This window comes from Variovorax sp. GW821-FHT09D05 (assembly GCF_059416325.1).
This window is the reverse complement of the sequence record NZ_JBWKOZ010000009.1, coordinates 135877-154837: the sequence shown is the minus strand read 5'-3', so window position 1 is coordinate 154837 and position 18961 is coordinate 135877. Positions and strand designations below refer to the sequence as shown.

Below are 18961 nucleotides of genomic sequence, written 5' to 3'. Positions count from 1 at the left end.
GTCGAATTACAGAAGAGCGGGGTGACGTGCCAGCGACGAAAGCCCATGGGTATTTCGATAGTCCTGTCGGCTTTTTCGTCAGATCGGGGCGTATCCACGCGCGCGACTTCGGCGTCCCGGCAAGGGACGCAAGACGATGGAGAGTGCGATGCGGTGGGCGGCCAGGGCCTGGCTCCCGGTGTATCCGGGAGCAGGCCTCGAGCTCACCACGGCAACGAATAAGTCTTGGTGTTGGTAAAGCTCTTCATGGCCTCGAGCACGCCTTCCTTGTATCCCAGGCCCGAGTCCTTGATGCCGCCGAAGGGCGTGAGCTCCAGGCGGTAGCCCGGCACCTGGCGCACGTTGACGCTGCCCACGTTCAGCTCGCGGATGAAGCGCGTGATGTAGTCCATGCGGTTCGTGCACACCGCAGACGACAGCCCGTAGGCCGTGCCGTTGGAGATGCGGATCGCCTCCTCGATCGTCCTGAAGCGGATCACCGGCGAGACCGGCCCGAAGGTCTCGTGCCTGGCCACCGTCATCCCGGGATCGACGTGATCGAGCACCGTCGGCGAATACAGCGCACCGCTGCGCTCATTGCCGTACAGCAGCTTCGCACCCGCCTTGATCGCCTCGTTGACCACCGCCTCGAACTGGATCGCCGCCGCCTCGTCGATCACCGTGCCCATGTCCGTGGCCGGGTCCATCGGGTCGCCGTACTTCAGCGCCTTTGTCTTGGCCAGCAGCAGCTCCACGAACCGGTCCGCCACCGCCTCGTGCACCAGCATGCGCTTGATCGCCGTGCAGCGCTGGCCCGAGTTCTTGTACGAGCCGCTGGCCGCCAGCGTCGCCGCCTCCTCGACGTCCGCATCCTCCATCACGATGATCGGGTCATTGCCCCCCAGCTCCAGGATCTGGCGCTTGTACACCGCCTTGCCCGCGATGTACTTGCCGATGGCCACGCCCCCCGTGAAGGTGACCAGGTCCACGTCGGCGCTGGTGAGCATCTCGTCGGCAATCTCGCGCGGGTCGCCCGTGATCACCGACAGCATCGGCGGCGGCAGGCCCGCCTCGTACAGGATGTCGGCCAGGATGAAGGCCGTCAGCGGCGTCTTCTCGCTGGGCTTGAGCACCATGCGGTTGTTGGTGGCAATGGAGGGCGCCACCTTGTGGATCACCTGGTTCAGCGGATGGTTGAACGGCGTGATGGCCGTGATCGCCCCCTGCAGCGGCTCGCGCAGCGTGTAGACCTTGCGGCTCTTGCCGTGGTGCGTGAGGTCGCAGGAGAACACCTGGCCGTCGTCCACCAGCGCCTGGTTGGCCGCGAACAGCAGCACGTCGGAGGCGCGGCCCACCTCGTACAGCGAGTCCTTGCGGCACAGGCCCGACTCCATCGTGATCACGCGCGAGATCTCGTCCAGGCGCGAGGCGATGATCTCGCCCGCGCGCATCAGGATCTTGTAGCGCTCGTAGCGCGTGAGGGTGGGCTTGTAGTCGCGTGCGATCTTGTAGGCAACCCGAACATCTTCGAGCGTGGCCTTGGGCACGGTGGCGATCACTTCGCCGGTGTAGGGGTAGGTGACGTCGATCGTGCGGTCGCGGTGAATCCGCTCGCCGGCAATGCGCAGGGCTTCGCGGTGAATGGTGCCTGGCTTCAGGGTGGCTTGGCTCATGGGGGAGTGCTCCGGAAGTCGTTGTCGTTACTGGGCGTGGTTCAGCGCGAGGTCCAGCGCATCGAAGTTGCGCAGCCGGCGGCTGGCGGCAATGCCGGTGACCGGCCGGTTGCAGATCAGCGGCACGCGCTGCTCCGACACCCCGCCGTGCGAGCGCAGCGGCACTTCCAGCGCCGACAGGTCATGCCGGCTGGCCGAGGTGCCGATGACCGTGCTCTGCTCGCTGACCACCACGATGTCGCCGATGCGGTCGGGCGGCAGCTCGAAGCGCGCGGCCGCGTCCTTGCGCGAGAGCACCAGCTCCATGCCCGGCAGGCGCTGGATGCGCTCGATCCAGCCCGGCACGCGGGCCTCGTCGGGGGCGTACACGGTGGCAAACGAGCCCAGCGCACCGTGGTGCACCACGTACGGGTCGGTGATCGGCAGGATCACGCGGGCCTGGTCCTTGCCATACCAGTCGTCGAGCACGTCCTGCAGGTAGATGACCTTGGGTGCGCCGTCGGCGTCGTGCTTGTCGTTCATGCCGTGGTCGGCCGTGAGCACGATGGTGGCGCCCAGCGCATCGAGCTGCGCGAGGTAGCCGTCCATCATGGCGTAGAAGGCGTTGGCCGCGGGGCTGCCGGGGGCGGCCTTGTGCTGCACGTAGTCGGTGGTCGACAGGTACATCAGGTCGGGGCGGCGCGATTCCATGAGCTTCACGCCTGCGGCGAAGACGAACTCCGACAGCTCCGCGCTGTACACCGAGGGCACGGGCATGCCGACCATCTCGACCACGCCGTCGATGCCGTTCTCCTCGATGGTGGCCTGGTCGGCCTTCTCGGACGAGAAGCAGATGCCCTTCATGCGGTGGCCCAGCAGCTTGCGCAGCTTGTCCTTGGCGGTGACCACGGCAAGCGAGGCGCCCGCATCGGCGAAGGCTGCGAGCACGGTGCCTGCGCGCAGGTACTTGGGGTCGTTCATCATGACTTCCTGGCCGAGTTCGCGGTCGAAGAAGTAGTTGCCGCAGATGCCGTGCACGGCCGGTGGGGCGCCGGTGACGATGGACAGGTTGTTCGGGTTGGTGAAGGAGGGCACCACGCAGTCGGCCAGCAGGTCGGCTCCGGTCTTGCGCATGCGCTCGATGTACGGGGCTACGCCGGCTGCGATGGCGGCGTCCAGGTACGCAGGCTCGCAGCCATCGACGCACACCACCACGACGGGGCGGCTCATCCAGCGGTAGCTGCGGGCATTGACTTCCAGCGAGTCGGGTTTCATGAGAAGGGATTCCTTGGAGGTGAAGAGAAAAGGGCTCTTTCAGCGACGGATGAAGACCGCGATGAAAGCGCTGATGAGGCAGCTGGCGGCCACGATCGGAAAGACCATCGAGGTGTTGCCCGAGTGATCCAGCAGGCGGCCGATCAGCGGTTCGCCGAGGCCCGCCAGCAGGTACGAGAAGAAGTTCATGACGCCGGTGGCGGTGCCCGAGCGCTTGGCTCCCACGAGGTCGGGGCACAGCGCCCAGAACGACGAGGCGGGGCCGTAGACGAAGAAGCCTGCGAGGAACAGAAGCGCCAGCCCGCCGATGCTCGTGGGCAGCAGGTACATGCCGACGGAGGCCGCCGCACCCAGCAGCATGTACAGCACGATGGCCTTGTAGCGCTTCGAGCCGAAGACGCGGTCGGAGATCCAGCCGTTGGTGAGAGCACCGAAGGCCATGCCCACCGGCAGTGCGACCGAGATCCATGCGGGATCGATCATGCCGTCGGCCATCTTGCTCCAGTCCTTGCCGAGAAAGTGCACCGGCACCCAGACGATCAGCCCGTAGCGCGCGGCATTCTGGAAGCCGATGGCGAGTGCCGCGATGAGCAGCTTCGGGTTGCAGAGCACGGCCTTGTAGCGCGTCCACGAGCTTTCGTCGGGCGTGGTGTGCTGCAGGGACGCGGCCTTTGCGTCTTCCGCGTTGGCTATGCCGGTGTCGGGCGACTTGAAGCCGAGGTCTTCGGGGCGCTCCCGGGCGATCAGGTAGAACGCGATGCCGCCCACCAGCATCAGCAGCACGGGCAGCCTGAAGATCCAGCGCCAGTCCAGGTGCAGCACGTTGACCACCACGATGGACGTGACGAACGACAGGACCGACGCGCATCCGGCAGCGAAGGTGTAGAAGCCGAAGACCTTGCCGCGCTCCCCGGTGCCCCACCAGTTCGACAGCAGGCGGCTGCCCGGCGCCCAGCCGAGCGCCTGGAAGTAGCCGTTGACGCCCCATGGAATCGCGAGCGTCTTGAACCCGACGGCGAAGCTCACGACCCAGTTGGCCGCGCAGGACAGGATGGCGCCCGCGGTCATCACGCGCCGGCCGCCGAACTTGTCGGCGAGGTTGCCGTTGATCGCCTGGCCGATGGCGTAGCACCACAGCAGGCTGGCCGAGGCCCAACCCAAGACCTCCTTCGACAATCCGAATTCCTTCTGCAGCCCTGGGATGGCGAAGCCGAAGGTCTGCCGGCCGGTATAGAAGAAGAGGTAACAGAACATCGCGGCCAGCAGCATTCGCCACTGCGCGCGCCGGAATGAATGTTCGAGAGGCGGCGCGTACGCCCCGGCCTGCAGGCCTTGATTTGCCAATTGCATGTCTTTGTCTCCTGTTCTTGACGGACGTGGGTCCGTGGGACCGGCTCGAATGCCGGCATTTTTTTCGACGTTCTACAGATTCAACCGACTAACCGACTAACTGACTAGCTGACTGCTAGGCGGACACCGCCCCTATGAAGTTCTTGCCGCGCGCGCCATCCAGGGCGCGCGCGATCATGGCCGCGGCTTCGCTGTCCGCCACGCCGTAGTCCGCGAACTCGGTCTTCACGCCGAGTCCCTGGAGAAAGTCTCGCAAGCGCCGGGCACCGGCGGCCAGGTCCGGCCCGAACAGGCGCTGCAGCGTGCGGTCCCGATCGGGAGAGCGGGCCCATGCCTTTTCAAGAACGATCGGCAGCGTGAACGAGCAGGCGATTCCATGTGCCAGGCCGTAGCGCAGGGTCATCTCGTACGAGATCGAATGGGCCAGGGCCGTCTTCGTGTTGGAGAACGCAAGGCCGGCCTTGAGCGCGGCCAGCGCCATGCGCTCGCGCAGTTCGATGTTGCCGAGATCGGCCCGCAGCGCCGGCAGGCACTCGAAGATATCCTGCACGGCGGAGATGGCGAAGGTGTCGGAGATGGGATTCGCGTTCACGTTCCACACCGACTCCAGCGCGTGGGAAAGCGCATCGAGCCCCGTCGACACGGTGGTGCCCGCCGGCACCGAAAGCATCAGCTCGGGATCGACGATGGCGGCCTCGGGCCAGGTGGCATCCAGGTGCAGCGAGTACTTCTTCTGCCGGGCGGCATCCCAGATCGTGGCCCAGGGCGTCACTTCGCTGCCGGTGCCCGCGGTCGTCGGCACCGCGATCAGCGGCTTGACGCTGGTGGGCGCAAAGGGCTTGCCAGTCGCGAGCAGGCCGACGAGTTCGTCGAACTGGCCGCTTGCCGTGCCCACCATCAGCGCCTTGGCCGTGTCGATGGCGCTGCCGCCGCCCACGGCGACGATGGCATCGCATGCCTCGGGCGATTGCCAGAAGCGGTTGTAGAGGTCGCTCAAGTGCGCCACGTCGGGATTGGGGCGCACGTCGTCGATCACCCCGAGCAGCGAGTCTTTCAGGAGCTCGCGGAGGCGGGAGACCAGTCCGAGCTCGCGGGCTTCGGGAAAGGTGACGACGACGACGCGGCGGCCGGCGAGGATCGTGGGCAGCCGCTCCAGACTGCCTCGGCCGCAGTGGATGGAAACGGGGTTGTGGTACGCGTGGGGCATCGGGTCTTTCGCTTCGGTTGTCTCGTATGGCGGCCAGTGTCGAAGCGGCCCGCCATCGCGTCCAATCGCATTTCCGGTGTCCGCATGGTCGAAAATCGATGGATCGCCCGTGCGGGCATCGCGACCGGGAAAGCGCTCATTCGCGCCCGGGCGTGCTTGTGAGAGGCTTTCTTCCTGAAGGAGCCGCCGGCTTCGCCGGGGCCCGAATGCATGTTCCACCAATACTACAAATCGATCAGATGCTTCCATGCCGTGGCGAAGACGGGCGGCTTCACCTCGGCGGCGCAGTACCTGCACATCGGGCAGCCGACGGTGACCGACCAGGTCAAGGCCCTGGAGGCCCGCTTCAACGTGGAACTGTTCCTGCGCAGCGGGCGCGGCGTGCGGCTCACCGCGGCCGGCGAGCGGCTCTATGCCATCACACAGGGCCTGTTCGGGCAGGAGGAAGAGGCGATGCTCTTCCTGGAGAGCGCGCGCAAGCTCAAGGTGGGGCTGGTGCGCGTCGGCGCGGTGTCGCCGCCCATTGCGCTGGAGCTGGCGCGCAACTTCAAGGAGGCGCATCCGTCGCTGGACCTGACGGTGTCGATCGGGTCGGAGGAGTCCACCCTCCGGGGGCTGCAGGACTTCTCCATCGACGTGGGCATCGTCGCCGAACCCGCGGCGGCAGAAGGCCTGCACATCGCGCCCTACCGCGCTGAGCGCATCGTCGCGGTGGTGCCCGAGGGCCATGCGTGGACGAAGCGCGCATCGATCACCACCCGCGACATCGAACACGAAACGGTCATCCTGCGCGAGCCCGGCTCCAAGACCCGGCATCGCGTCGAGCGCGCCTGCCTGCAGCAGAAAGTCAACCTGCACTGCGCCATGGAAATCAACAGCCGCGAGGCCATCCTGCACGCGGTGGCCAACGGAATGGGCGTCGGCTTCGTCACGCAGGTGGAGTTCATTCCGCTGCCGGGCCTGGCGGCCGTGGCAATCGACGATGAGCAGCTGTCGATCAGCTATTCGCTGTGCTGCCTTTCCATCCGCAGGGAGCGGCCGCTGATCGATGCCCTCTTTGCCGTTGCCCTGGAGGGGCAGGCCGGCTAGCTGCGGGATTTCACCAAGGTTGCGCTCCCGCATGTGCGGCGCATACTGCGCCAGAGCCGCGCGTCGGCCCCTCCGGGGTCCCTGGCGGCTGGCAGGAGACACGCATTGCAGCGAACGAACATTGCCAACCCGGCCTATTTCCACAAGGTCGTCGATTGCCAGTACGCCTGCCCGGCGCACACCCCCGTCCCCGAATACATCCGCATGATCGCGCAGCGCCGCTACAGCGACGCCTACATGATCAACTGGGTGTCCAACGTCTTCCCCGGCATCCTGGGGCGCACCTGCGACCGGCCCTGCGAGCCGGCCTGCAGGCGAGGACGGGTGGAAGAGGGCAACACGGGGGAGCCCGAGCCGGTGGCCATCTGCAGGCTCAAGCGCGTGGCAGCCGACATGAAGGACGACGTGCGCGCGCGCATGCCGAAGCTGGAGCCGAAGAACGGCAAGCGTGTGGCCTGCGTCGGTGCGGGGCCGGCCTCGCTCACCGTCGCGCGCGACCTGGCGCCTTTGGGCTACGAAGTGACGGTGTTCGACGGCGAAGCCAAGGCCGGCGGTTTCATCCGCACGCAGATACCGCGCTTTCGCCTGCCGGAATCGGTCATCGACGAGGAGACTGGCTACATCCTCGATCTGGGCGTCGAGTTCCGCAGCGGCGAGCGCATCGACTCGATGACGGCTCTGATGGCGCAGGAGTGGGACGCGATCTTCGTCGGCTGCGGCGCACCCCGCGGGCGCGACCTGGATGTGCCTGGCCGACAGGAAGCGGCGGCCAGCATCCACATCGGCATCGACTGGCTCAACTCGGTTTCCTTCGGCCACGTCAGCAGCATCGGCAAGCGCGTGATCGTGCTGGGCGGTGGCAACACGGCAATGGACTGCTGCCGCTCGGCCCGCCGCCTGGGCGGCACCGACGTGAAGGTCATCGTGCGCAGCGGCTTCGCTGAAATGAAGGCCTCGCCCTGGGAGAAGGAAGACGCCCAGCACGAAGGCATTCCGATCATCGACTTCCACGTGCCCAAGGCCTTCGTCCACGAAGAAGGCAAGCTCTTGGGCATGCGCTTCGAGATCGTCCGCGCCGAGTACGACGACAAGGGCCGCCGCGCGCTGGTGCCCACCGGCGAGCCGGACGCGTATTTCGAATGCGACGAAGTGCTGGTCGCGGTGGGCCAGGAAAACGCATTCCCGTGGATCGAGCGCGACTGCGGCATCGCCTTCGACAAGTCGGGCCTGCCGAAGCTGGACGAGAACACCTTCCAGTCGACGGTGCCCAACGTGTTCTTCGGCGGCGATGCGGCCTTCGGCCCCAAGAACATCATCACGGCCGTGGCCCATGGCCACGAGGCTGCGGTGTCGATCGACAAGCTGCTGCGTGCCGAGCCGGTCTACGTTCGCCCGGCGCCGATGACCAACCTGGTCTCGCAGAAGATGGGCATCCACGAGTGGAGCTACGACAACGACACCTCCAATGACCTGCGCTACAAGGTGCCGTGGGCCAAGGCAGAGACCGCACTGGCCAGCATCCGCGTGGAGGTGGAACTGGGCTTCGACGCCGCCACTGCCTTCAAGGAGGCCGAGCGCTGCCTGAACTGCGACGTGCAGACCGTCTTCACCGAGGCCGCCTGCATCGAATGCGATGCCTGCGTGGACATCTGCCCGATGGACTGCATCAACTTCATCGACAACGGCGAGGAAGTCGAGTTGCGATCGCGGCTCAAGGCGCCGGCGCTGAACCTGGCGCAAGACCTGTATGTATCCGGCGGGCTCAAGACGGGCCGCGTGATGGTCAAGGACGAAGACGTCTGCCTGCACTGCGGCCTGTGCGCCGAGCGCTGCCCCACGGGCGCGTGGGACATGCAGAAGTTCTTGTTGAAGATGACACCTGCCGGGCAAGGGCATGCGCAGGAGGTGGCCGCATGAAACAGATAGAGGCGGTCAACGACTTCGTCATCAAGTTCGCCAACGTCAACGGCTCGGGTTCGGCCTCTGCCAACGAACTGTTCGCCAAGGCCATCCTGCGCATGGGCGTGCCGGTGAGTCCGCGCAACATCTTTCCCAGCAACATCCAGGGCCTGCCGACCTGGTATGAGGTGCGCGTGACCGAGCAGGGCCATCTCGGACGGCGCGGCGGCACCGACATGATGGTGGCGATGAATCCGCAGACCTGGGAGGCCGACCTGGCCGAGCTGGAGCCCGGCGGCTATCTCTTCTACGACAGCACGCGGCCGCTGCCGCCATCGAAGTTCCGCAGCGACGTTCGCGTGATCGGCATGCCGCTCACTGAGATCTGCAACGCCGTTTATCAGGACCCGCGGCAGCGCCAGCTGTTCAAGAACATCGTCTATGTGGGCGCCCTGGCCATCCTGCTCGGCATAGAGCCGGAGGTGGTCGAGAAGCTGTTCGGCGAACAGTACAAGGGCAAGGAGAAGCTGCTGGCCTCCAATGTGCAGGCGCTGCACCTGGGCTGCGATTTCGCGCGGGAGAACCTGCACGAGCCATTGGGGCTGCGGGTGCGGCGTGCCGACGGGGTTGGCAACCGGATCTTCGTCGATGGCAACAGCGCCGCCGCGCTGGGCTGCGTGTATGGCGGTGCCACGGTCGCGGCCTGGTATCCGATCACGCCGTCGTCCTCGGTGGCCGAGGCCTTCCAGAAGTACTGCACCAAGTTCCGCGTGGACCCGGCCACCGGCCAGCACCGCTTTGCCATCGTGCAGGCGGAAGACGAACTCGCATCGATTGGCGTGGTGGTCGGCGCCGGCTGGAACGGCGCACGGGCCTTCACCGCGACCTCGGGGCCGGGCATTTCGCTGATGAGCGAGTTCATCGGGCTGGCCTACTTTGCGGAGATCCCCGTCACGCTCATCAACGTGCAGCGCGGCGGCCCTTCCACCGGCATGCCGACGCGCACGCAGCAGGCCGACATCCTCTCGTGCGCGTATGCCTCGCACGGCGACACCAAGCACGTGTTGCTGTTCCCCGAGGATCCGCACGAGTGCTTCGAGCATGCGGCGGCGGCGCTGGACCTGGCCGACCGGCTGCAGACGCCGGTGTTCGTGATGACGGACCTGGACATCGGCATGAACCAGCGCCTGTGCGAGCCCTTTGCCTGGGACGACAGCAAGGCCTACGACCGCGGCAAGGTCATGAGCGCCGAAGAGCTCGAGGCGGGCCGCGACTTCGGCCGCTACAAGGATGTGGATGGCGACGGCATTCCCTGGCGCACGCTGCCGGGCACGCACCCGACCAAGGGCAGCTACTTCACGCGCGGCACGACACGCGACGCCTACGCCCGCTACTCGGAGCGCGGGCCGGACTACATCTACAACATGGAGCGGCTGCTGAAGAAGTTCGCGACAGCAGCCACGCTGGTGCCGCAGCCGGTGCTGAGGCCTGCTGCCGAAAAGACCAAACTGGGCGTGATCTATTTCGGTTCGACCAGCCCATCGATGCACGAGGCGTTGCAGGCGCTGGAAGAGCGCGGCATCCATCTCGATGCACTGCGGCTGCGCGCCTTTCCCTTTCCGGACAGTGTGGTGCAGTTCCTGGCGCAGCATGAAAAGGTGTTCGTGGTCGAGCAGAACCGCGACGCACAGATGCGCAGCCTGCTGGTGAATGAGCTGGACGCCGATCCGGCGCGGTTGATACGGGTGCTGCATTTCGACGGCACGCCCATCACCGCGCGCTTCATCGTCCAGTCGATCAGCGCGCATGTGCAACAACAGACGCAAGCCTCCGGCAGCACCGATAAGAAAGAGCCTGCATGACCTACCTTGCCAAGCCCCGGTTGCGTCACCCGACGCTGGCCACCAACAAGGTCGGCTACACGCGACGCGACTACGAGGGAAAGATCTCCACGCTGTGCGCCGGCTGCGGCCACGACTCCATCTCCGCCGCCATCATCGAGGCCTGCTGGGAGCTGGACATCGAGCCGCATCGCGTGGCCAAGCTCTCGGGCATTGGCTGCAGCTCCAAGACGCCGGATTACTTTCTGGGCGCATCGCACGGCTTCAACACCGTGCACGGCCGCATGCCCAGCGTGCTGACCGGCGCCAACCTCGCCAACCGCGACCTGCTGTACCTGGGCGTTTCGGGCGACGGCGATTCGGCTTCCATCGGCCTGGGCCAGTTTGCCCACGCCATGCGGCGCGGCGTGCGCATGGCCTACATCGTGGAGAACAACGGCGTCTACGGCCTCACCAAGGGCCAGTTCTCCGCCACCGCCGACCAGGGCTCGAAAAGCAAGAAGGGCGTCGTCAACACAGACAGCCCGGTGGACCTCGTGGCCATGGCGCTGCAGTTGGGCGCCAGCTACGTAGGGCGGGGTTTTTCGGGTAACAAGGCGCAACTTGTGCCACTGATAAAAGGGGCGATCAGCCATGGTGGCTCCGCCTTCATCGACGTCATCAGCCCCTGCGTTGCCTTCAACAACCACCCCGGCAGCACCAAGAGCTACGACTACGTGCGAGAGCACAACGAGGCGGTGAGCCGCATCGACTTCATCAGCGGGCGGGACGAAATCGTCGCCGACATCGAGCCCGGAGAAGTGATGGACGTGCGCCAGCACGACGGCACGCTGCTGCGCCTGCGCAGCCTGCACCCCGACTACAACCCTGGCGACCGTTATGCCGCCATGGCCTACATGCAGCGGCATCACGAGATGGGCGAGGTGGTGACCGGCCTGCTCTATGTCGACCCGCTGGCCACCGACCTGCACACGGCGCTCAACACCAGCGACCAGTCGCTCAACGCGATGGGGCCTGACCAGCTTTGCCCCGGCGCCACGGCGCTGGAGCGGCTCAACGCCTCCTTGCGCTGAGCCGCTGTCGGCGGCACCATCCACGACGCCACTTCCGGAGGGTGCATCATGACCGAGCGCACTGTTTTCCAGTCCATCTCGCGCAAGCACGTGATCAGCCTGGGTCCGCAGGCGAACGTGCGCGACGCCGCATGCGTGATGACGCGTGCCAACTGCGGCAGCGTGCTCATCATGGACCTGCCCGACACGCTGCTCGGCATCCTGACCGAGCGCGACCTGATGACCCGGGTGCTGGCCAAGGGGCTGGACCCTGATCGCACGGCGGTGCGCGACGTGATGACGCCCAACCCCATCTGCGTGCCGCCCGAAACGCTGGTGTCCGACGCCGTCGCGCTCATGCTCGAACGGGGCTTTCGCCACCTGCCGCTGGCGGCGGGGGCGAAGATCCTGGGCGTGTTCTCGGTGCGCGATGCGTTGCCGCGAGAGATTGGGGCCGCCGTGAGCCTGAGCGAGTTCCGCGAGCAGGTGAACGACGTGCTGGGTTGAGGCACGGCGTTCGGTCCCGCTGCGACCGTTGCCGCCTAGAGCGCAACCGCGTCCGGAATCTCCTTGTTCGCCTTGAAGCAGGGCAGCGCCTCCATCTGCTTCCACGCCTGGAGCTGCGTGAAGTTCGTCTTGGGTCAGGCCTTGGTCCTGGTATTGAACTCGGCGCCGGGCAGCTCGGCCCGGACGACTTCGTACTTGTGCGTGAACTTGGCGCTCGCGGGCGCATTGAACAGCAAGCGCCGGAGCGGAGAACTCCTGAGAGACGGGGGTCTGGCTAATGCATGTAATCCAGGGTCCCGATCCGGGTCTGGAGCCGGGCGGCGATGCGGGTCAAGCCTGTGGTCGTTGCCACATCGGCGGGAACCTGGCGCTGCAGAACCTGCATCGCCGGCACGAGCGTGGCGCCGTGCGGCGGCGGGTCCTGCACGCTCCAATGGGTGCCGATCTCCGGAAATTGCATCAGCCACTGCAGCAGCACGTCGATCTCTTTCTGATGGATGAAGTCGAAAGGCTCGGTTGCAGCAAACCTGTTCTGCGACCAGAGCGGACGCCCGCCTATTCGACCGCCGTCAGTGGGGCTTGCCGGAATCAGTCCGCCGACGAGATGCAGCTTCAGCGTGCTTGTGATGGGCACGATCGCGCGCTCCGCGCGTGCCTGTGCCGTCTTTTCCTGCAGCGTCGGCTGCGGCCCGACGAAGGGCACCAGGGGAGCATGCGGCCCCCGGGGGCCGCTCAGGGGCACGGCGAGAACATGGCCGGCGCCCGTAGTGGCCGATTGCGGAATTGCAAGCGGATGCCACAGGATCGCGTCCCACGTGAAGCGTGCGGTGGTGGACTCCGCGAGGTCCAGGATCATCAGGTTGATCGGCCATGCACGCGGGTTTCTCGCAGGCTCCGCGTGAAAGATCGCCATCGTCATGACGGGCAGCAGCAACTGCTTGCGCGCGTAGTCCTTGTCGTATCCAGCCGGGCCGGCGGCCAACGACGGGGACTCGCCCTTCATCAGGGAGCGGACCGCCTTGGCGATCACGGGGGAATGGCGTATCTCGCTCCAGGGGGCAGGCCGTGTGCCGCCATAGACGCTGTCGGTGCTCTTTGCATAGATGAGGCCCGGGTCGGCCACCCTCTGCGCGAGTACCTGGTACTGCGGGTCGTTGATTGCGTTCTTGGTGGCCCACTCCTGGAGGAGTTCTCTGTCCTTCGCATCGATGTAATCGTTGGGGTCGTTCGATGAAGCGCCTGGGGTTCTTGCCATCGCAATGAGGTGAGTGCTCAGGATGGATGCCGTCCAGGTTGGCGGAGGAGTGCCCGTCTGCTCGATTCGCAATGCTTTCCACGTCGCGTTGTCGACGTTGAGTGCAGCCCTGATTACTGTTATTGAGGTGACGGCATAGCCAAAGTGGAGATTGAGCTTTGGCAGCCTGCCGTATTTGGACCGGAATGCCTTGAGCGAACTCTCCAGGATGCTTGTGGATTGAAGGTATGCAGGCCCGACGTCGCCGACATACACCTTGTGGTTCTTGCTGATGAGCCTGCCCGCCATCTTGTAATAGACCATGCCCTCGCGCGTCGACGCGCGCCAGCGTGCGACCCAGTCACCGGCATTGGCCATGGTGTAGGGGGCCGCAGGTGTTCCGGCGCCTCCGGGCGCGCCGGCCAGCACCGCTTCCTTCATCAATCGCTCGCAGATGCCGAGCAGATGCAAGCCATCGACATACAGATGCTGGCCGGTGCGCTTGAGGTGGCGTGGCATGTTGAAAGCTCCATCGAAGAGATCAATCTGTCTAGGCGTCGGGCCTGACGCCAATGATCGAGAAGTACCGATTCAGGTCGCCGTCCTCGCGCAGCACTTCCTGCATCAGTTGCGGCAATGGCATGCGCCCCCACGCCACCGCGCGGTTGACGAGGTAGGGCGTTGGGCTGTGCGGCTCTTCGCGCAGCAGGTAGGCGGCGGCCAACTCCAGCAACTGGTAGGCCTCGGCGCGGCTGCCGATGCGCCCGCTTGCCGCGGCCTGCGGCAGCGGCGCGGAAGGAGAAAGAGAAGGAGGAGGAGAAGGGGCTTCGCTCATGTCGTTGTCGTCCATCGAGGTCGCGGAAAGCGTTGATGTGTCCGCCGCCCAACTTGCGGGCGGCTCCATTGGCATGGCCGGTGGTTCTTCATCGCGCGGGTCGCGCTCCTGCAGCAGGCTGCGCAGCGCCTGCCGCGTGCGAAGCAGCATCTCCGTCACCTTCGACAGGCTCGGCGCGTCCGCGCCCAGGCGCTCGTCGAGCAGTGCGCCCAGGTCGCGCCATGCATCGGCGGCCAGCGCCACGCGGTCGTCGAGCGCGGCAAGCGCATGCAGGTCGCGTGCGGCCTGATCGAGGATGTCCTGGCGCGACACCGTCTGCGCGCTCGGCTCTGCCGCCACTTCCTTCGCCTTCGACTTGGTATTGCCCGCACCGGCGCCGAACTCGGTGGTCAGCGCGCGCTGCCAGTCGCCCAGGTTGATGAAGGGCGGGGAGAAATCCGGCCATGCGAGCAGCGGCACGCGCATCAGCAGGGTCTGCGCGAGGGTGTCGTTGAGCCACACGAAAGTGGCCGTGCGCATGTCGGCGTCGCCGTCCTCGCCGATGCATGGATGCACGTCTTGCCAGAAGTCGCGCGCCAGCCCTTCGAGCAGCCGTGTGCCGGCGATCAGCCCGTCGATCGCATGGCGATGCACCCACGCTTCGGTGAGCCACGCGGCCACCTGCAGGTCCTTGCTGCGCCGTTGCAGCACCTCGGCGCAAAGCATCTCGGTGGCGCGCCAGTCGGCCTTCTTGAGCGGACGGGTCCATTCGCCCATCGGCAGGCTGGCGTCTTCCTCCATGCGCGCATCGCGGATGCGGGAGTACACCGGGTCGTAGCGCAGCGGCGGCCCGGCGGGGCCTTCGCCTTCGATTTCCAGCGGCGCGAGGAAGGCCGCGAGGTCGGGGGCGAAGCCGTTGGCGGCCTCGGTGTTCAGGGGAGCGAGCACGGCGGCCATCAGGGCGTGTTCCATTCAGGGGCGCGCATCGGGAACGCGGCGGGCCAGATCAGGGCGGTCTTCTTGCCGGCGGGGCTTGCGGCAACGCGCAGGAACACGCGCGCGCGTCCTCCCGCAGGCGACTGGGCGGTGTCGCCAGCCGACTGGGCCACCAGCGGAAACTCGAACTTCAGCAACTGCGAGCGGCCGTCCGGCCGTTGCACCGTGTCGGCTTCACGCTGGCGCTGCGCCAGCGTGAACAGCGCCCACGGGTCGGCGAAGCGGAAGCTCACGGTCTGGCCGTCGGTCAGCAGCGCGTGCTGTTGCGGGTCGGCGCGCGCCACCAGTGGCGAGTCTTTCGCGATGCGCAGCACCAGCGCCACCGGCATGCCGTATTCCCAGCGCAGCGTGCGCGGCGGGTCGCGCTGCTTGAGCACCTGGTCGCCGACTTCGAAGGACCAGTCGATGATCTTGTTGCCCTCGATCTCGGCGCCGGTGTTCACGCGGAAGTCCACGCTCAGGTCGTAGCCCGGCGCGGCGCCTTCCTCGGTCGGGAACAGCGGCAGCATGAAGTCGCGTGCGCGGCCGAACTGCTCGGCGAAGCGGCGCGCGGCCGATCCCGGCATGGCCGAGGTGCGCACGGCGCCGTCGGTGCGGTTGTCCTTCAGCGCGCGCGACAGCGGGTCGAAGGCCCGTGCGAGGTCGTTCACGTCCGCCGGGTCGGCCAGGTCGAAGGCGCGGCCCGTCGCCGCGCCGAACGGATGCCGGCCCGCCAGCGAGCGGTTGAAGCGCGTGGAGAACTGCGTCCACAGCTCCTGCTGGTCGCCGAACTGCAGCTCGTAGCAGCGCGCGAGCAGGGCGCTGTAGATCTGCTGGTGGCGGTCGGCAAAGTAGTCGCCGATGCGCGCCGCCGGCGCCTTGCCGGCCAGCTTGGCGGCGCAGGTCTCGCGGTCGATCTCGGCGCCGGTCGTGCCAAGGAACTGTTCGAGCAGCAGCAGGCTGCTGTTCGGGTTCTTCAGCCGGTAGCGCTCCAGGTCGCGGTTGATGGCCTGCCAGCGCTGCGCGAGCACCGAGCCCGCACCCGCGCCGTCGAGCGCCGCGATGTAGCTGTCGGCCAGCTTGCCCAGCGTTTCGGTGCGGTTGAACTGCTGCCCCAGGTAGGCCGCGAGCGAGCCCGTGTCCGGCACGCCGAAGGCCACCAGCATCGGCCCGCGCTCGCCGCGCCAGCCCTGGAAGTCGCGCCCGCGCATGGCGTACAGCTCCGACTGGTTGAAGGCTTCGTCCACGCCTTCCAGGCGTTGCAGCGCGTCGCGCGACATCATTGCGCGCAGGTCTTCGGCGCGCGGACCGGAGCCCATCTCGTACAGCAGCGCCTGTATCTTGGCCAGGCGCTGGCGCGAGGCTTCATAAGCCGCGGCCTGCGTGTCGGTGGCCATCAGTGCGCCTGACGTGGGGCGCATGCCGTCGTTGGCACCGGTCGCAGCCTCGGCCACCTGGTCGACCACGAGCTGCGCGAAGTGCGCATTCAGCGCGCTCTCGATGCCCGGGCGAACCGTCGCCGGAAAGGCCGTCATGCCGTCGGTCATGTAGCGCTTGCGGATGTCGCCGACAGCCAGTGCCTGGTCGAGCCGCATGAGGTCCCATGTGGCCGTCGAGCGCAGGCCTGCGCCCGGCAGCTCGCGGTCGCGCGCGGCGGCCATGAAGGGCTGTGCCAGCAGCGCGGTGAGTGCGTCGCGCAGCGCGATGCGTTCGGGCGCCAGCGCGAAGCGGCCTTCCTTGTCCTGCCACACGAGGCCGGGCTGCGCGCCGCCGAAGCGCAGGTTGAACTCGGCGCGGAATTTCTGGAAGGCATCTTGCGCGCGGCCGCGTACCGCATCGGCCGGCTCCTGCCCCAGCAGGCGGTTCTGCTCGATGCGCGCGATCGTGCGGTCGTACGAGGCGCCCAGCACCAGCACCGGCTGGCGCATCCAGCCGCCCTTGCCCGAGGCGACCAGGTCTTCCTGGTCCTTGATGGCGGCGATCACTTCGCGATAACTGGCCGTGGTGCGCGCGAAGGTGCCCGCACTGGCGAGCGATGGCAGCAGCCGCCCCAGCGACTGCTCGGACACCAGCAGTTCGTTGTTGACGAACAGCCGCGTGTCGAGCTGCGCAGTGCCCTTGTCGAGCGCGCAGCGCAGCGCCGACTGCACCGGCGCCAGCGGAATCGCCAGTGCATTGCCCTCGGCCGCCTGGCGAAAGTAGCGCAGGTTGCGGCTCAGGTCGGCGGGCAGCTCGGCGCCCAGCGCGTAGCGCACGGCCACGCGCAGGTCTTCCGCATTGCCGGTGGAAGGCTGGCGCAGGCGCTCCACCGCCTGCAGGGCGGTGTCGAGCTGCTCGGCTGAACCCAGGTAGCGTTGCAGGGCGCCGAACTCGGGCTGGTCTTCCACCAGCAGGCCGTTCTTGCGCGGCGCATCGCCGATGGTCTTGAAGCTCGGCGGCAGGCTGCAGTTGGCACCGACGATGAATTCGCCGGTAGCCTCGTCCTGCTCCACGCCGCTCAGCTGGCTCACGCGGGCCATCAGCTCGCGGCGCAGCGTGCTCACGGCGATGTCGCCGAACTCGCGCTCGATGCGCTCTATCACGCGTTCGTTCAGGTCGTCGAAGGGGCGCCACGAGCCGGGCATGAAGAAGGAGTACGTGCCGTCGGTGCGCAGCCGCTCGTTCATGGCCAGCAGCGACAGCGCCTTGTTGCGGTACCACGCGGTCGGAATGGTCTCGCCGCGCTGCAGTGCGCGCATGCGGTATTGCGCATCGTGCTGCAGTTGCGAGAGCGCCGATACCAGCGTGCTGTTGTGCCGGTGCAGCTGCCATGTGGCCACAACCAGGCCAATGCCCCAGCCGCTGAGGAACAAGATGGCCGTCCAGCGCAGCGCGCGATGCAGCACCGGGCGCGCCAGCGTCTGCGTGCGCGACGGCCGTGTGAGGCCGTATTCGAGAAAGATCTTCTTCTCGAACAGGTCACGCAGGAATGCCGGCTGGCGCATCAGCTGCGCGATCAGGTCGCCGCCGATGGGCTCGAGGTCCTTCTGGCCGTAGCTGTCGTGCTCGGCGTCGATGGCGGCAACAGCCTGCGCCGATTCGCCGCTGTCACCCGTCAGGTAGATGCCGCGGAAGAAGAAGGGCTCGTGGTACGCGCTCGGGCGCATCAGCTCATCGACATACAGCTGCAGCTGGCCGCGCAGCGCCTCGATGCGCGAAGGCAGCAGCAGTTGCGGGCCGGCGCCCTGCGGCGCGGTATCGGTGGCGAAGAGCTCGGCCGACACGTCGGACACCGAACGCACCACGGTGCCCACCGCCTCGTCGACCCAGCCCGGCTGGTAGGTGGTCGACAGGTCATAAGGCGACGACCAGCCCAGCATGCTCGCGCGCAGCGGCTCGGGCAGGGCGCTCGCGAAGGCGCTGAAGCCTTCGAGGTGTTCCGCGCCGGTGACCAGCACATACACGGCGAAGCGCATCGCAAAGCGGTTCTGTGCGAGCCACAGGCGGCGGTGCGCGAGCTTGGCGCGCTTGGAGAGTTCGAGCCGGCCGTCGGTGCTGTCGTCGAGCAGCAGCGCCGCCGGAATGGTGATGACCACCGAGTCGAACGGGCGCTGCGGCCGGTAGGCCCGGCACATGCCCAGGAACTCGTCCCATGGCTTCTCGGAGGCGTCGTCGTCATCGGGCGAGCCGAGGTAGGCGCCCTGGATGTCGATGACCACGCCGCGGTCGAAGAAGTGCCACGAGATGCCCTGCGTGGTCGCGGCCGAGGCCGACTCGGTGCTCAGTGCGCTCGCCACGCCCGACTGCTCGATGGGCAGCTGGCGATGGTCGTCGCCCTCGTTGAGCAGCATGATCCACGGAATGCCGTAGCGGTCGGCGCGCGAGGCGATGTTGCCTTCGATCAGCTCCACGGCCTGGCGGAACGAACTGCGCAGCGAATCGAAGCGGATGCGCGCGACCTTCGGGTCGCTCGACGGCTTGGCGTGCGAACGCCGTGCCGCAAAGTACAGCACCATGCCGAGCACGAGCAGCACCACCAGCGTGAGCACCGCGATGGAAATGAGGAAGAGCTGGTCTGTCAGCATGGCAACGACCTCCTGGGGCTCTT

General features: G+C 66.9%; 12 protein-coding genes. 5 read left to right on the top strand and 7 right to left on the bottom strand.

The window, feature by feature from the left end:
* Positions 1 to 203: 203 nt before the first annotated feature.
* From phnY to psrA, 4 genes are all read right to left on the bottom strand, one after another.
* The gene (gene phnY, locus AC07O3_RS24305; RefSeq protein ID WP_495340531.1) at positions 204 to 1652 is read right to left on the bottom strand and encodes a phosphonoacetaldehyde dehydrogenase; all 1449 of its coding nucleotides are present in this window, start codon (positions 1650 to 1652) and stop codon (positions 204 to 206) included.
* 27 nt (positions 1653 to 1679) lie between these two features.
* Positions 1680 to 2906, bottom strand: a complete 1227-nt coding sequence (phnA, locus tag AC07O3_RS24300) for a phosphonoacetate hydrolase (RefSeq protein ID WP_097199662.1) — start codon at positions 2904 to 2906, stop codon at positions 1680 to 1682.
* A gap of 39 nt (positions 2907 to 2945) precedes the next feature.
* Complete coding sequence (locus tag AC07O3_RS24295) at positions 2946 to 4256, bottom strand: MFS transporter (protein WP_093058196.1); 1311 nt, start codon at positions 4254 to 4256, stop codon at positions 2946 to 2948.
* Positions 4257 to 4371: 115 nt separating this feature from the next.
* The gene (gene psrA / locus AC07O3_RS24290) at positions 4372 to 5463 is read right to left on the bottom strand and encodes an iron-containing alcohol dehydrogenase PsrA (RefSeq protein ID WP_495340530.1); all 1092 of its coding nucleotides are present in this window, start codon (positions 5461 to 5463) and stop codon (positions 4372 to 4374) included.
* A 210-nt stretch (positions 5464 to 5673) separates the two neighbouring features.
* Between psrA and AC07O3_RS24285 the strand changes: the two genes are divergently transcribed.
* The 5 genes from AC07O3_RS24285 (at position 5674) to AC07O3_RS24265 (ending at position 11851) form a co-directional block, all read left to right on the top strand.
* Complete coding sequence (locus tag AC07O3_RS24285; RefSeq protein ID WP_093058198.1) at positions 5674 to 6552, top strand: LysR substrate-binding domain-containing protein; 879 nt, start codon at positions 5674 to 5676, stop codon at positions 6550 to 6552.
* Positions 6553 to 6657: 105 nt separating this feature from the next.
* Positions 6658 to 8469, top strand: coding sequence for an FAD-dependent oxidoreductase (locus AC07O3_RS24280; RefSeq protein WP_495340529.1), 1812 nt, complete (start codon positions 6658 to 6660; stop codon positions 8467 to 8469).
* Positions 8466 to 10313, top strand: a complete 1848-nt coding sequence (locus tag AC07O3_RS24275; protein ID WP_093177974.1) for a 2-oxoacid:acceptor oxidoreductase subunit alpha — start codon at positions 8466 to 8468, stop codon at positions 10311 to 10313. Before AC07O3_RS24280 ends, AC07O3_RS24275 begins: the two co-directional genes overlap by 4 nt.
* On the top strand, positions 10310 to 11365 hold the full coding sequence (locus tag AC07O3_RS24270; RefSeq protein WP_093058201.1) for a 2-oxoacid:ferredoxin oxidoreductase subunit beta: 1056 nt from the start codon (positions 10310 to 10312) through the stop codon (positions 11363 to 11365). The genes AC07O3_RS24275 and AC07O3_RS24270 overlap by 4 nt, the downstream gene beginning before the upstream one ends.
* 48 nt (positions 11366 to 11413) lie before the next feature.
* The gene (locus tag AC07O3_RS24265; protein WP_093078898.1) at positions 11414 to 11851 is read left to right on the top strand and encodes a CBS domain-containing protein; all 438 of its coding nucleotides are present in this window, start codon (positions 11414 to 11416) and stop codon (positions 11849 to 11851) included.
* Positions 11852 to 12125: 274 nt separating this feature from the next.
* Here the strand turns inward: AC07O3_RS24265 and AC07O3_RS24260 are convergent, their stop codons facing one another.
* The 3 genes from AC07O3_RS24260 to AC07O3_RS24250 are packed head-to-tail and all read right to left on the bottom strand — an operon-like array spanning position 12126 to position 18938.
* A complete protein-coding gene (locus AC07O3_RS24260) occupies positions 12126 to 13604 on the bottom strand; it encodes a hypothetical protein (RefSeq protein ID WP_495340528.1) in 1479 nt (492 codons plus the stop codon).
* Between the two features lie 31 nt (positions 13605 to 13635).
* On the bottom strand, positions 13636 to 14871 hold the full coding sequence (tssA, locus tag AC07O3_RS24255) for a type VI secretion system protein TssA (RefSeq protein WP_495340527.1): 1236 nt from the start codon (positions 14869 to 14871) through the stop codon (positions 13636 to 13638).
* Positions 14856 to 18938 carry a type VI secretion system protein gene (locus tag AC07O3_RS24250; RefSeq protein WP_495340526.1) on the bottom strand — a complete coding sequence of 1361 codons (4083 nt, stop codon included), beginning with the start codon at positions 18936 to 18938 and terminating at the stop codon, positions 14856 to 14858. Before AC07O3_RS24250 ends, tssA begins: the two co-directional genes overlap by 16 nt.
* Positions 18939 to 18961 lie beyond the last annotated feature (23 nt).